The organism is Gelidibacter algens (assembly GCF_001678675.1).
Lineage (GTDB): Bacteria > Bacteroidota > Bacteroidia > Flavobacteriales > Flavobacteriaceae > Gelidibacter > Gelidibacter algens.
Map to the genome: position 1 here is coordinate 134,352 of NZ_LZRN01000006.1, position 13,036 is coordinate 147,387.

The 13,036-nt window shown below is 38.6% G+C and carries 14 protein-coding genes and 1 tRNA gene; 5 read left to right on the plus strand and 10 right to left on the minus strand.

What is annotated here, in order from left to right:
- The first annotated feature begins 310 nt into the window (after positions 1-310).
- The 4 genes from A9996_RS04485 to A9996_RS04500 all read left to right on the plus strand — a co-directional run bounded on the left by A9996_RS04485 (position 311) and on the right by A9996_RS04500 (position 3,921).
- Complete coding sequence (locus tag A9996_RS04485; protein WP_066431515.1) at positions 311-919, plus strand: DUF4159 domain-containing protein; 609 nt, start codon at positions 311-313, stop codon at positions 917-919.
- Between the two features lie 135 nt (positions 920-1,054).
- A complete protein-coding gene (locus tag A9996_RS04490) occupies positions 1,055-1,561 on the plus strand; it encodes a TrmH family RNA methyltransferase (RefSeq protein ID WP_066431411.1) in 507 nt (168 codons plus the stop codon).
- A gap of 86 nt (positions 1,562-1,647) precedes the next feature.
- Positions 1,648-2,736: an AI-2E family transporter gene (locus A9996_RS04495; RefSeq protein WP_066431414.1), complete on the plus strand. Its 1,089-nt coding sequence runs from the start codon at positions 1,648-1,650 to the stop codon at positions 2,734-2,736.
- Between the two features lie 3 nt (positions 2,737-2,739).
- On the plus strand, positions 2,740-3,921 hold the full coding sequence (locus tag A9996_RS04500) for a class I SAM-dependent methyltransferase (protein WP_066431416.1): 1,182 nt from the start codon (positions 2,740-2,742) through the stop codon (positions 3,919-3,921).
- A gap of 91 nt (positions 3,922-4,012) precedes the next feature.
- Here A9996_RS04500 and A9996_RS20070 read toward each other — a convergent pair whose 3' ends face one another.
- The 9 genes from A9996_RS20070 to A9996_RS04535 form a co-directional block, all read right to left on the minus strand.
- Positions 4,013-4,150, minus strand: coding sequence for a hypothetical protein (locus A9996_RS20070; protein ID WP_169817237.1), 138 nt, complete (start codon positions 4,148-4,150; stop codon positions 4,013-4,015).
- A 66-nt stretch (positions 4,151-4,216) separates the two neighbouring features.
- A complete protein-coding gene (pdeM, locus tag A9996_RS04505) occupies positions 4,217-4,867 on the minus strand; it encodes a ligase-associated DNA damage response endonuclease PdeM (protein ID WP_066431423.1) in 651 nt (216 codons plus the stop codon).
- Complete coding sequence (locus A9996_RS04510; RefSeq protein WP_346210584.1) at positions 4,864-6,639, minus strand: helicase-related protein; 1,776 nt, start codon at positions 6,637-6,639, stop codon at positions 4,864-4,866. Before A9996_RS04510 ends, pdeM begins: the two co-directional genes overlap by 4 nt.
- On the minus strand, positions 6,588-7,322 hold the full coding sequence (locus A9996_RS20930; protein WP_346210585.1) for a DEAD/DEAH box helicase: 735 nt from the start codon (positions 7,320-7,322) through the stop codon (positions 6,588-6,590). The genes A9996_RS04510 and A9996_RS20930 overlap by 52 nt, the downstream gene beginning before the upstream one ends.
- A complete protein-coding gene (locus A9996_RS04515) occupies positions 7,319-8,911 on the minus strand; it encodes an ATP-dependent DNA ligase (protein ID WP_066431424.1) in 1,593 nt (530 codons plus the stop codon). Before A9996_RS04515 ends, A9996_RS20930 begins: the two co-directional genes overlap by 4 nt.
- On the minus strand, positions 8,908-9,930 hold the full coding sequence (locus A9996_RS04520) for a ligase-associated DNA damage response exonuclease (RefSeq protein ID WP_066431433.1): 1,023 nt from the start codon (positions 9,928-9,930) through the stop codon (positions 8,908-8,910). Before A9996_RS04520 ends, A9996_RS04515 begins: the two co-directional genes overlap by 4 nt.
- Positions 9,931-10,013: 83 nt before the next feature.
- The gene (locus tag A9996_RS04525; protein WP_066431435.1) at positions 10,014-10,514 is read right to left on the minus strand and encodes a pyridoxamine 5'-phosphate oxidase family protein; all 501 of its coding nucleotides are present in this window, start codon (positions 10,512-10,514) and stop codon (positions 10,014-10,016) included.
- 604 nt (positions 10,515-11,118) lie between these two features.
- Positions 11,119-11,343 carry a hypothetical protein gene (locus A9996_RS04530; RefSeq protein ID WP_066431439.1) on the minus strand — a complete coding sequence of 75 codons (225 nt, stop codon included), beginning with the start codon at positions 11,341-11,343 and terminating at the stop codon, positions 11,119-11,121.
- Positions 11,325-11,639: a hypothetical protein gene (locus A9996_RS04535; protein ID WP_146608916.1), complete on the minus strand. Its 315-nt coding sequence runs from the start codon at positions 11,637-11,639 to the stop codon at positions 11,325-11,327. The genes A9996_RS04530 and A9996_RS04535 overlap by 19 nt, the downstream gene beginning before the upstream one ends.
- 155 nt (positions 11,640-11,794) lie before the next feature.
- Between A9996_RS04535 and A9996_RS04540 the strand changes: the two genes are divergently transcribed.
- Positions 11,795-12,718, plus strand: coding sequence for a WD40 repeat domain-containing protein (locus tag A9996_RS04540; RefSeq protein WP_066431445.1), 924 nt, complete (start codon positions 11,795-11,797; stop codon positions 12,716-12,718).
- Between the two features lie 196 nt (positions 12,719-12,914).
- Here the strand turns inward: A9996_RS04540 and A9996_RS04545 are convergent.
- Positions 12,915-12,988, minus strand: a tRNA-Arg gene (locus A9996_RS04545).
- Positions 12,989-13,036 lie beyond the last annotated feature (48 nt).

Genomic DNA, 13,036 nt, shown 5'->3' on the forward strand with positions numbered 1-13,036 from the left:
GTGAAAATTCGTGAAATTCGTGTCAAAATTTTTAGAAGCTAAAGCGAGATGCACTAAGGCACATAGTTTTAACTAAATCTGAGACCAATAAATTTCTGTGTTAGTACTGGGCTGAGTCTGCTTAAAGGCCTTACATCAAATAAAAAACAATCAACTTGTTACATCAAACACAACACCATTTAACCGGCTCTGAACAACACAATTGAAATCTTTAATGCGTTTTCATAGTTTTTATTTCTATTTTTGAAGCATGACATTGAGTTTAAAAAGATCAAAACTATCTGTTGCCATTTTGTTATTTGGCATAGGAATGACAGCTTCAATACATGCACAAGAAATTGCAGTTTTAAAGTATAAAGGCGGTGGTGATTGGTATGGCAATCCGACGTCGTTGCCCAACTTAATTTCGTATTGTAACATTAACATCAATACTAAACTCAATCCACAACCACAAACCGTAGAACCTGATAGTCCTGATATTTATCAGTATCCTTTGGTGCACATGACAGGGCATGGCAATGTGTTTTTTAGTGAGAATGATGCTGAGAATTTGAGAAATTATCTGATCTCTGGCGGATTTTTACATATAGATGATAATTATGGTATGGAACCTTATTTGGTAAAAGAGTTAAAAAAGGTGTTTCCAAATAAAGAGCTGATAGAATTGCCAAAAACCCATCCCATCTTTAGTGCCGCGTTCAAATTTCCTGAAGGACTGCCTAAAATCCATGAGCATGATGGTAAAAGACCTCAAGCTTTTGGGATGTTTGAAAATGACCGATTGGTGGTGCTGTTTACCTATGAGAGTGATTTAGGAAACGGTTGGGAGGATGAAGAAGTCTATAACGATCCTTTTGAAGTAAGGGAGAAAGCGTTGAAAATGGGAGCGAACATTGTGAAATATGTTTTTGAGAACTAACGGTTGTATGATTTATACGCCACGGGATTGAAGCTATTTGCTCAATGAGCATTAATCTATAAAATCATCAATTGGAGAATTTAATTTTCCATTTCTTGCCTCACTTAAATTCTTTAGTTCTATAATCCCTATCCCATGCAACTTACCCATTATACTTCCAAATTTAACCAACGCACCTTTCCAATCACATTGGTTTGTGAAAACGTAACCAACGCTGCCAATATTGGAAGTCTGTTTAGAACCGCTGATGCCTTTGGATTGGAACAGGTGATATTTTGTGGCAGCCCTATTCCTTTTGGAAGAAAAATGGCAAAAACGTCACGGGCTACTGAAAAGTACGTGAATTTTAAATGGCAGGAAAACAGCTCTGAGGTCATACATACCCTCAAAGCGTCAGGGTTCCAAATTATAGCCTTAGAAATATCAGCATCCAGTACACCGCTCAGCAACATGACACTTGACACCCAAAAACCAATAGCCCTGCTTATTGGGGACGAGAATTTTGGTGTTTCTGAGGCTTGTTTAAAATTGTCTGATCATAGTATACATATCGATATGTTTGGACATAACAGCAGTATGAATGTTGTACAGGCAACCAGCATAGCGCTCTATGAGATCACAAAACAACTTGTTCAACTATAAAATCACCTGATTTGCCTTACCGAAAAATTTTGGAAACCGTTAAAATTTCTTGTGACCGCATACTTAATTTGATCTATATTTAAAAAATGAAAGCGAACACCATCTCTAAAGGATTCTTACAGACCATAGCCATTGTTTTTGGCATTTTATTGCTCATTTATTTTCTCTACAAAATACAGTCTTTATTGTTATATCTATTTATAGCTGGAGTTATTTCACTCATTTTCAGACCTGTCGTTTATTTTTTTAAGCATAAGCTCAAAGTAGGTAGAAATTTATCAGCCTTTATCACGCTTTTGATTATTGGAGGTCTCTTCGCCCTGATTTTATGGCTTTTTGTTCCAATTATTTTAGAACAGAGTAAGAACATTTCAGAAATAGATTTTGAAATGGTCAAAACAGATTTAAATGAATTGAGTATTCAGGCAAGCGAATATCTGGGTGTTGAAAAAATAAATATTATAGAAGCGATCAAGCGGACAGAATTTGTTAGAAATTTTGATTCTGAAATTGTAGAAAGCTTTGTAAATATTTTTGTAAATAACATTACTAATTTTATCATTGGTCTATTCTCAGTATTATTCATCTCCTTCTTTTTATTGAAGGATGAACGTATGATTTCCAATGCTGTGGCTATTTTTGCTGAGGAAGGAAAGGAGCGTCGTTTTTTGAGAGTTTTAGATAAGGTTAAGGAACTATTGTCCCGTTATTTTATTGGACTCATGATACAAACTATGATCATGGCCGTTTTTTATCTGGTGTTACTCTCGTATATCGATGTTAAAAACGCTCTTGCTATAGCTGTTATTTGCGCCTTCCTTAACATTGTGCCTTATTTAGGACCGCTTCTAGGCGGCGTCGTCATGATCTTGGTAGTCGTTTCAAACAATTTGGGAGCCGATTTTTCGTCAGATTTATTACCGCTTCTAATAAAAGTTATGATAGGTGTGGCCATTGCCCAATTGATTGACAATCTCGTGTCTCAGCCTTTCATTTTTAGTCAGAGTGTCCGTTCCCATCCATTAGAGGTTTTTATCGTCATCATTTGTGGTGGCTTACTTTTTAGCATTCCAGGAATGATTTTGGCAGTCCCAGTCTACACGACAATTAAGGTGATCTCAAAAGAGTTTCTGTCAGAATATAAAATAGTAAAGCAGTTGACCAAAAACCTCTAGCTTATGAACGCTGCTATTCTACGCCCTGACGTTCAAGAGTACATCAATCAGCACCTTAAAACAGATCCCACACTCTTGATTTTAAAAGGCGTTCCTTTTACTGAGGTGTCTGTTCAAGAGCTTGTAGAACAGATTGAAGCGAAAAACAAATGCGAAAAGAAATTGCCTAGGTGGTTTCAAAAATCTGCCATTTACTATCCCAATAAGTTGAGTATTGAACAAACGTCTTCTGAAGTAACCGCAGCTTATAAGTCCGGGTTGATAGAAGGTGAAACCCTCATTGATCTTACCGGTGGTTTTGGTGTGGATGCATACTTTTTTGGGAAGCATTTCGAGAAGGTTACACATTGTGAATTGAATGACGAATTGAGCCACATTGCCCATCACAATTTTGAAAGACTTGAGATTCTTAATATTAAGAGTGTTGCTAGTGATGGCTTATTATATCTTGAAAATTCCGAAGAAAATTTTGATTGGATTTATGTTGATCCTTCAAGGCGCCATGACAGCAAAGGCAAGGTCTTCTTTTTGAAAGACTGTCTACCGAATATTCCTGAACATTTGGCGACGCTGTGGTCTCATTCAAAAAATATCATGATTAAAACTTCACCGCTGCTGGATATTACAGTCGGTTTAAATGAGCTTGAACATGTCAAAACCATCCACATCATTGCGGTCAATAATGAGGTAAAAGAATTGTTGTGGGTTTTGGAACACGGATTCTCAGGTGAGATCAGCATTAAAACAATCAATCTCAAGAAACAATATTCAGAATATTTTGATTTTATTTTAGAGGATGAGTCAAAGGTGGAAACGACTTATAGTGAGCCACTCACCTATCTTTTTGAACCAAATTCTGCCATTCTGAAATCGGGTGGGTTTCATTCCCTATCAGAAACATTTAACGTCAGTAAACTTCATAAACACTCCCATTTATATACGAGTGATACCTTGATTGAATTCCCAGGGAGAGCGTTTAGGATCTTAAAATCCATCCCCTACAATAAAAAGCAAGTGAAAGGATTGTCCATTGAAAAGGCAAATATCACCACCAGAAATTTTCCTGAGTCGGTGCAAAATCTTCGTAACATGTTCAAGATTAAAGATGGCGGAGAACAGTACCTGTTCTTTACCACAAATATGCACAACCAAAAGATTCTATTGGTTTGTATAAAAGCCCAATAGAATCTGATTTAAATTTGGCCGTAGCCATTTGTAATTAGCATACGTTGTTTTTTAAAACCTCGCCAATCGAGGAGGTTCTTGAGTTTTAAAATTAGAAGAGATTGAAGACTGGTCCCAACAGCACGTAAAGAATAATAAATACAATGATGGTACCAATACATCCACATTTGCCACCTCCTATTTTTTTTGCTCCCCAACCTGCAAGAAGCGCCCTAAAAATGTTCTTCATCTTTTATAAATTTAAGATCGAAATATAGAACTAATTTCGAATCCTGAGGTGCGCATTACCTAGAATTTATATCTCAAATACTGATTTTTCAGTAAAGCCATAGCACACCGCAGATGCTACGCTGCGTTTGGTGTTCAAGCCTGTGAATTCGCTAAATGCAGGAAGAATCAATCGGTGTTCAGAGAGCTCAAAACACGGCAGTTTTATCGATACCTTGCCTCTTCCCTTGATGGTAACTCCGGGATGGGTATGTCCAGATACGCAAAAAACGTTCGGTTGACAGTGTTGTTCATCATGCACAAACCGGAGTGTTCCGACATCTTTGTGGGTCTTGAATACTTCAATTTCCATAGCTTCATAAAAACTATTTTTAAGGCGGTCATGATTGCCTTTGATCAGTTCAAATTCTACTGTGTTATTATCTTGTATGAAGGTTTGAAACTGATTCATATCGGTATTGTTTTCCGCGTGAAAGAGATCACCCACCACCAAAATAGTCTTAACGGCAAAATGGTCTATTAAACCTTGGAGACGCTTTAAATCGTTATCCAAAATAGCCGATGGGATAGCGATTCCTGCTTTTCTGAAATGTGCCGTTTTGCCAATATGTAAGTCAGAAACTACTAAAGTTGCCTCATCTTGCCAATACAGAGCACGCTGATTTGTAAGCGTTAATGTTATATTTTGAACGGGAATGTCCTTGGTTACAATACTCATAGTTGCGTTTGCTTCATCACCTCGTCACGAATACGTCTAATACGTGCATCCAGGTCTTCGCTGGTTAACGATTGACGTAAACTGTCCACTTTTATTGGGAAACTCAAAGGTGTGAAAGATTTTGCAAATTTAAGAATAAGTTTGCTTTTAGAAATGCGTTCAAAAGCTTCTTTTAAACGGACTTCTTCCAACTGCTGATTAAATACTTCTGTATAGGCTTGACGTAACAATAAATTCTGAGGTTCGTAGTCTTCCAAAACTCTAAATATTAGTCCTGAAGACGATTGTAAACTCTTGTTATTTTTACGATTCCCCGGCTGACTCTGCACAACCAAACCCGAAATAACCGCAATATCCCTAAATTTCCGGGAAGCCATTTCAGAGGCGTTGATACTACCAATCACATCTTCCATTAAATTTTCTTTGGATAGAATTGTTTTGATAGTAAGTTCATCAATGGGAATGGACTGGTCGCTCAACAATTCAAATCCGTAGTCATTCATGGCGATGGTAAATGTCAACGGTTTTATCAAACTTAGACGATAGGCTATCAACGCCGCCATGACTTCGTGTACCAAGCGTCCTTCAAACGGATACATAAACACATGATGCCCATCTTTTGTTTCAATCAATTCGATCAAAAATTCGTCTTTCTGAGGGATATGTGAGTGTTTTTCCTGCTGAGAAATGAGCGGATGCAAAAACTTGAGTTCCTTTTCTGTAGTTTTCGGATGTAACGATTCTGAAAGTTTATCGCGTAAATACTGGCTCAAATAGGATGATAAAGGCAAGCGACCGCCCATCCAACTTGGGGTCACTGCCGATTTACGTTTACTGCGTTTCACCAAAACAGTCATGTCTTTAATAGTGACGATTTCCAGAACGCGACCAGCCAAAATAAAATGGTCATTCGGTTTCAATTTGGAGATAAAATATTCTTCCACCATCCCAATATAACCGCCAGAAAAAAATTTTACTTTCAACATGGCATCACTTACAATAGCACCAATGTTCATTCGGTGCAACATGGCTATCCGTCTGCTTTCAACCTTATACAAACCAGTGGCGTCCACAATAACTTTATGATATTCTTCATAAGACTTTAGGGTATTTCCACCCTCGGTAATAAAGTGCAAAGCCCAACGCCAATCTTCTTCCGTCATATAATGAAACGCATGTACTTTTTGAATAGCAACAAAAAGTTCTTTCTCATTAAACCCTTCACCAACGGCCAAGGTTACCATGTATTGAATAAGGACATCAAACGTGAGCACCATCGGTTCCCGGGCTTCAATACGTTTGTCTTTTACCGCTTGTTTTAGGGCAGCTGCTTCAATCAATTCTAAAGAATGGGTTGGTACGAAATAAATTTTTGAAGTTTCATAAGGTGAATGTCCGCTACGTCCGGCTCGCTGCATAAACCGTGCAATGCCTTTGGGTGAACCTATTTGAATGACACAATCTACGGGTTTAAAATCTACGCCCAAATCTAAAGACGAGGTGCAAACCACCGCTTTTAAATGCCCGTCAGAAATAGCATCTTCTATCCAATTGCGCAACTGGGCATCAATGGAACCGTGGTGGATGGCAATTTGTCCAGCCAAATCGGGCTCAACTTTTAAAATTTGTTGGTACCAAATCTCCGATTGATTTCTGGTATTGGTAAAGATGAGCGTGGTATTATTGGCGTAAATAATGGGGATGATTTTGGCCACCATTTTTACGCCCATATGGCCAGCCCATGGCAATACTTCAATCTCGTCTGGCAGCACTGTAACAATCTCAATGTTTTTTTCTCCTTGGCTACAATCCGTTTGGTTTTGATGTTTTTATAAGGGATCAATACGTTTTGGGCTTCATCCAAATTACCAATGGTGGCTGTGATTCCGAAAATCTGCATCTTTGGGGATGAGCTCAGCAGTCGTGAAATAGCTAATTCCGTCAACACGCCACGTTTTGATCCGAGCAGTTCGTGCCATTCATCCACGGCAACACAGTTTAAATTTTTAAAAAAGCGGGAATTGTTTTTTTGTGAAAATAGAATATGAAGAGTTTCTGGAGTGGTCAACAACACATCTGGCATTAAACGTTCCTGACGGCGTCTATCTTTTTGCGGAGTATCGCCATTTCTGACTTCGACTTCCCAATCCAGACCAATTTCTTCCACAGCAAGAGTCATGGCTTTTGCCAAATCTTTTGCCAAAGACCGCAGCGGACTTATCCAAAGCAATTTTATGCCTTTTTGGTAAGCTTCAGGTTGGTTGAGATAATCTATGACTACGGCCAGAAATACAGAAAATGTTTTTCCAAAGCCTGTAGGAGCCACCACCATCCCACTCGCTCCATTATGGAATTGGTTCCAAGTTTGCAACTGAAACTCAAAAGGTTTTTGCCCTTTTTGATGCATCCAATCGGCAATGATGTGATAGCCTTGAGAGTCTTGAACGTTTTTCAATTTGGATTCGTAATTAGAAGTTTGACTTGCTCAATGGTATCAATCTCAGCAACGGTCTTATCACGACGCCATCTCACAATACGCGGAAAACGTAAGGCCACGCCAGACTTATGGCGATTGCTTAAGGCGATGCCTTCAAAGGCGATTTCAAAAACCAACTCAGGTTTAACGGTGCGCACAGGCCCAAATTTTTCGATGGCATTCTTATTGACAAATCTGGAAATTTCTGTGATTTCAATATCGGTCAATCCAGAATAGGCTTTGGCTACGGTAACCAAACCGTCGTCTTTTTTTACTGCAAACGTATAATCAGTATATTTTGAACTTCTACGTCCACTTCCCTTTTGTGCATAAATCATAACCGCATCTATCGTTAACGGATCTACTTTCCATTTCCACCAGTCGCCTTTTTTACGTCCCGTATGATATGGCGAGTTCTTTTGCTTCAGCATCAAACCTTCGCTGTTGAATTCTCTGGCGCTATTCCGGATGGCGTCAAGTTCATTCCATTCTTGGAATTCTATAATTTCAGAAATCACCACATTATCATGTTTCAATTCGCTCGTCAATAATTCCTCCAATAATTGACGGCGGTAGCTTAGTGGTTCTGAACGGACATCTTCGCCATTCCATTCCAATACATCATAACCATAAAAGCCAACAGGAATCTCTTCGAGCATTTTTTTGCTGACATTCTTTCTGTTCAAACGTTTCTGCAAATCATTAAAGAGCAAAACGGCGTTGTCTTTAAGCGCTAATATTTCGCCATCAATCACAAAATCTTCTTTTAAGCTTTCCATGCTGGCAACAAGCTCCGGAAACTGACTGGTGACCAATTCTTCACCTCTTGACCATATGAAGATCTCACCATTGCGTTTGACGATTTGCCCTCTGATTCCGTCCCATTTATACTCCACTTGCCATGCGTCAGGTGTTCCCAACTCTGGCAACTCTTTCTCTAAGGCATAAGCCAAACAAAACGGATACGGCTTAGAATTATCATAATTGATATGTTCGCCATGTAGCAAGTCTTCAAAACTAATGCTGTTGATATCCCAATTGCCAATAATACTGTGCATAAGCTGGTTGGCGTCAATCCCCGAATATTTTGAAAGCGCGTTGACCAAGGTTTTCTTGGAGACACCAATTCTAAAACTCCCGCCAATCAGTTTGTTGAAAATCAGACGTTCTTGCATTTCAAGCCCTGACCACGCATGACGTACATACTCTTTTTTATCTGCATCAGATTTTGGTTTTAAGGCAAGCAATTCGGTCATCCAATCGCTCAATGATTTTTCAATATGATGCGTAGGGTCTGGCAACATCAAGGCGATGGTTTCACCTAAATCGCCCACACTACTATAGCTTTCCAAAAACAGCCATTCAGGATAGCCTGTAATTTCCATACACCACTGCCGCATAAGCGTGGTCTTTACAGGACGTGGGGGTCGTTTTCCTGTGAACAACGTAATCAGCCACAGCTTATCTTTGTTGGGCGCAATGTTGAGATAATCCACCAACGCGTCAATTTTCGCATTGGTTTTATTCGTGATTTCGATGGCGCTGATCAAATCAGAAAAATGTTTCATGAGCTGACGTTTTTATCTGTTACCACTTCCTTCTCTTCTTCCTCGGTGCCATATTCTGTTTTCACTTCCGCAGAAGGAATGCCAATTTCATTCAAGTATTTTGAAAAGGTAGCTTGACTGCCATGGGTAACATATACTTTTTCAGCTTCGGTAGCTTTTACTGCAGATAGAAGCCCGTTCCAATCGGCATGGTCGCTTACTGCAAAACCTGCATCTACCGCTTGCCATCTTCTATTGCCACGGATCTGCATCCAACCGGAACAAATAGCTGTAGCAGCATTGGGGATTTTTTTTAACAGTTTTGAACCCAATAAACCTGGGGGCATAATGACAATTTTATTTTGTAGGTCTTCTTTCTTGAAATCGTAAGTCAGCAATTCGGTTTTAGGCAGTGAAATCCCTGAACCTTCAATCGCAGTATTGAGATTATGGATTGCCGAATGGACATATATTTGATCCACATGCTCCATCATTTTCATAATGCGCTGTGCTTTCCCTAAGGAGTAGCCTAAAAATACACTCGTCCTGTTGTGCGACTGATTTTTTATCACCCAATCCTGCATCTGCTGCTGGAGTTGTGCTTCAGGCAACCAATTATAAATGGGAAGGCCAAACGTGCTTTCGGTAATAAACTCATGGCATTTTACAGGTTCAAACGGAACGGTCAAATAATCATTCTTCACTTTATAATCGCCGGTAAAAACGACAACAAAGCCTTTGTATTCCAAGCGGATCTGTGCAGAACCAATCACATGGCCCGCGGGAAAGAAGCTTACCTGCACCCCATTGATCATCTTGGGTTCATTATAATTAAGAGATTCAATATGAATGTCGGCACCCAAACGGTGTTTTAATATCGCCTTAGAATCGGTCTGACACAAATAGTACTTCATGCCATTGCGCGCATGATCAGCATGCCCGTGGGAAATAATCGCGTAATCTACGGGAAGCCATGGATCGAGATAAAACTTTCCGGGGATGCAATAAATGCCTTTTTTTGTGAATTTAACGAGTTTCAAATGGGATGGCTTACAAGGTGATTTTAAAACTGACGACTTAACATTGCTAAAAAAACTCGAACCGAAGTCCGAGTTGTGTTATATTATGGTTTTAGTGTTCCCACGTCCATAGTGTCTGGCTGGTTGCCTGTAATGGCACCAACGCCTATTTTAACCAAGTTCACCAATTTGTTGCTTTTTGGATCCCAATAAAAAGCTTCAGTAGGTTTCACGGAAATTGCGGTAATGTTTGGATCATCTTTGCCGTCAAACCAAGCATCATCAGCACTACCATAAAGCTCGTCAATCATAGCTCTGTCTGTAGTAATGGTCGCCATTCCATAAACATTTAAAAATTGCATGTCGCTTTTATCACCATAGATGAGGTGTAAGTTGGCGTCATTCATAATGTTTTGGTTGTGGGTGCTGTTTTTATTGCTCAAAAACCAAATGTTCCCGTGAGCGTCTACTTTTTTAGTGCTCATGGGGATCATGTGGAGCGGTGTTTTCTTGAGGTTGGTGGCCATCATGGTAAAGTCGATATCTTCTGCCATCTCTTTAATTTTATTTTTGGCCTCGTCGTTGTATAAATTCTCTTTGCTCATAAAGTTTTGCTTTAGATTGTTTAAAAGTACAATTTGTTTAATTTATCCATAAAAATACTCAACAAATAAATAATCCGTTGGTTCTATTCAATAAAATAATAGCGCAATACCAAATTAGTTGTTATGATGCTCAGTTCATTATTGACGCACTCATATACCATCGTTATGGATAGGAACAGCAGAGAAAATATCAGAATTCATTTAAAACACCCATGTCACCAAGGAAGCTGAAGCAGCTCAGATTTTTATCAGTTTTAAGTGTTGGGGAGATACTCAAGATTGTGAAAGTGTAACCGTTTTTTTGAACATTTGGAGCAAGAACGCCATCAGTGATGCCGTGGATAAACCACTTTTACTCTTCTTAAGTTTTTAGGTGATGTGTATGAAGCCAAGGAAGGCTCAAACAAAAAATCGAAATAAATAACTACAGCTTTAAAAAATAGGCTATCATAACTTATGAAATAGCCTCTTTTTCGGTGTTACATTCGGACTTCTACCGGAGACCATTTCTCAAATATTCAATTCTGAAGGACCAGCTTTAGTTTTGAGACTCCTTCTTTGAATAAGGATGGCGTTTGCACTTAAACTTTATAAGGTAATTGTTTTAAATCCACTTTCCTGCAAGCCAAACAACTACACAAACCCCGTCTGGCGTAGTTTCAATAGATTTGTGATAATCTGATTTTTTAACTTCAAAGTAATTCATTGCAGACTCGCATACAACGATCCGGATGCCAAGGTTTTCACTGATGTCAATAAAAGAAATCAGACTTTCATCTGTGGCCAAATCTTTAGCTGCTGCACTGATTATTACAATCTCAAAATCCAATTGCGTATTGGTCTCTTTAAGTTTTTTACAGCATTCTCAATGGCAGTAACACTCAGCGATTGAGCCGAAGTTGAGGTGTACATTGACACTAAGTGATTTAACTCTCTGACGTGTTTGTCATTAACACTATCACCATCCAGAAGCTTGATTTCATTCTCCATTAATTCAGCACTCACAAAATCGGGTTTGAATTGGTCGGGGATTTCAGTCTTTGAATGCGGGATGTGGAAAATCAAAGAATTTTCAAACGCATCACTAATCGAATTCATTCCCAAAAGTGTATGATATCCAATCATAATTAATTGCAGTTTTTATGTTAATCTTAATATTATTCTGTAGGGTTAGATATTACGCTCTCTTAGTTTCAAGCAGAGTTTTGTACTTTTGATAGCTTGTGTTCATTCCAGCGGGTTTTCCTTAATTTGAAATACATAAAAAAATAGCTATATAAATGAAAATTGAGGTAAATAAAGTAGCGCAACTCACAGGACATAATGCGGCAATATACGCATTAGATAAAGGAACATCTGAACATCTTATTTTTTCTGGTAGTGTAGATAAAGTCATCGCACAATGGGATTTAGAAACATTTCAATCTGAAAAATTCGTAGCCCGTTTCCCTGCTCCTTTATATTCTATTTGTCATATTCACCAAAAGCAATGGTTACTGGCTGGAACGTCAATTGGTACTGTTCATATCTTTGATTTAGAGAAAAACGAAGACATCGCAATCCTAAATAACCATACGTCCCAGGTTTTTAATATATCGTATTCTATCGAAACAAATTGTATCTATACTTCTGGTGGAGACGGTTATTTAGCAATTTACGCACTGGATACCTTTGTCTTGATCAAGATGATTAAGTTATGTGATGAAAAAGTGCGACATATCGATTTTAATTATGCGACTTCTGAAGTCGCTGTTGCTGCAGGTGAGGGTAACATTAGTATATTCGATCTCAAAACATTCTTAGAAAAAAAGATCTTTGTCGGACATCAGCTTTCAACAAATGTTGTGCGCTTCAGTCCTGATGGAAAGCTCCTTTTAACAGGTGGACGCGATGGTCATTTGAATATCTGGCAAGTGGAATCTTATGAACTAATAAAGTCAATTCCTGCTCATGATTGGGCCGTTTATGATATTGCCTATAGCCCAGATGCCACTTTATTTGCTACGGCTAGTCGTGATAAAACTTTAAAAATATGGGATTCCAACACCTTTCGACTATTAGAAGTGGTTGACAGAGAAAACAATGATGGACACCAATTTTCGGTAAACAAATTAATTTGGAGCGCTTATAACAATTATTTGATTTCTGCCAGTGACGATAAAACGATCATTGTATGGGAAGTCAATCGAAATGAGAGCTTCTAAAACAAATCACAATTGCAGAGAGCGAGACGAAATCATGTCAGAGGGATTAGAAACGTAGAATTCTTCCTGTATAGACTAACTACAATTTTTGCTTAATCTTAAAATCCCACAACTTTATGACTTGATCCAAAATATAGACGGTGCACATAGACTATTTTTATCAAAAAAAGCAAACCAAATGGTTTGCTTTTTAATGTGAGCCCGACAGGATTCGAACCTGTGACCGCCTCCTTAGAAGGGAGGTGCTCTATCCAGCTGAGCTACGAGCCCATTCAAGAACTAAGTTCTGAAATGGTAAGACAATAAAAACAAATTTCA

Excerpts from the sequence above, each read along its gene's own strand:
- A9996_RS04485 (WP_066431515.1), top strand. The coding sequence starts at position 311 with ATGACAGCTTCAATACATGCACAAGAAATTGCAGTTTTAAAGTATAAA.
- A9996_RS04490 (WP_066431411.1), top strand. The coding sequence starts at position 1,055 with ATGCAACTTACCCATTATACTTCCAAATTTAACCAACGCACCTTTCCA.
- A9996_RS04495 (WP_066431414.1), top strand. The coding sequence starts at position 1,648 with ATGAAAGCGAACACCATCTCTAAAGGATTCTTACAGACCATAGCCATT.
- A9996_RS04500 (WP_066431416.1), top strand. The coding sequence starts at position 2,740 with ATGAACGCTGCTATTCTACGCCCTGACGTTCAAGAGTACATCAATCAG.
- A9996_RS20070 (WP_169817237.1), bottom strand. The coding sequence starts at position 4,150 with ATGAAGAACATTTTTAGGGCGCTTCTTGCAGGTTGGGGAGCAAAAAAA.
- pdeM (WP_066431423.1), bottom strand. The coding sequence starts at position 4,867 with ATGAGTATTGTAACCAAGGACATTCCCGTTCAAAATATAACATTAACG.
- A9996_RS04515 (WP_066431424.1), bottom strand. The coding sequence starts at position 8,911 with ATGAAACATTTTTCTGATTTGATCAGCGCCATCGAAATCACGAATAAA.
- A9996_RS04525 (WP_066431435.1), bottom strand. The coding sequence starts at position 10,514 with ATGAGCAAAGAGAATTTATACAACGACGAGGCCAAAAATAAAATTAAA.
- A9996_RS04535 (WP_146608916.1), bottom strand. The coding sequence starts at position 11,639 with ATGATTGGATATCATACACTTTTGGGAATGAATTCGATTAGTGATGCG.
- A9996_RS04540 (WP_066431445.1), top strand. The coding sequence starts at position 11,795 with ATGAAAATTGAGGTAAATAAAGTAGCGCAACTCACAGGACATAATGCG.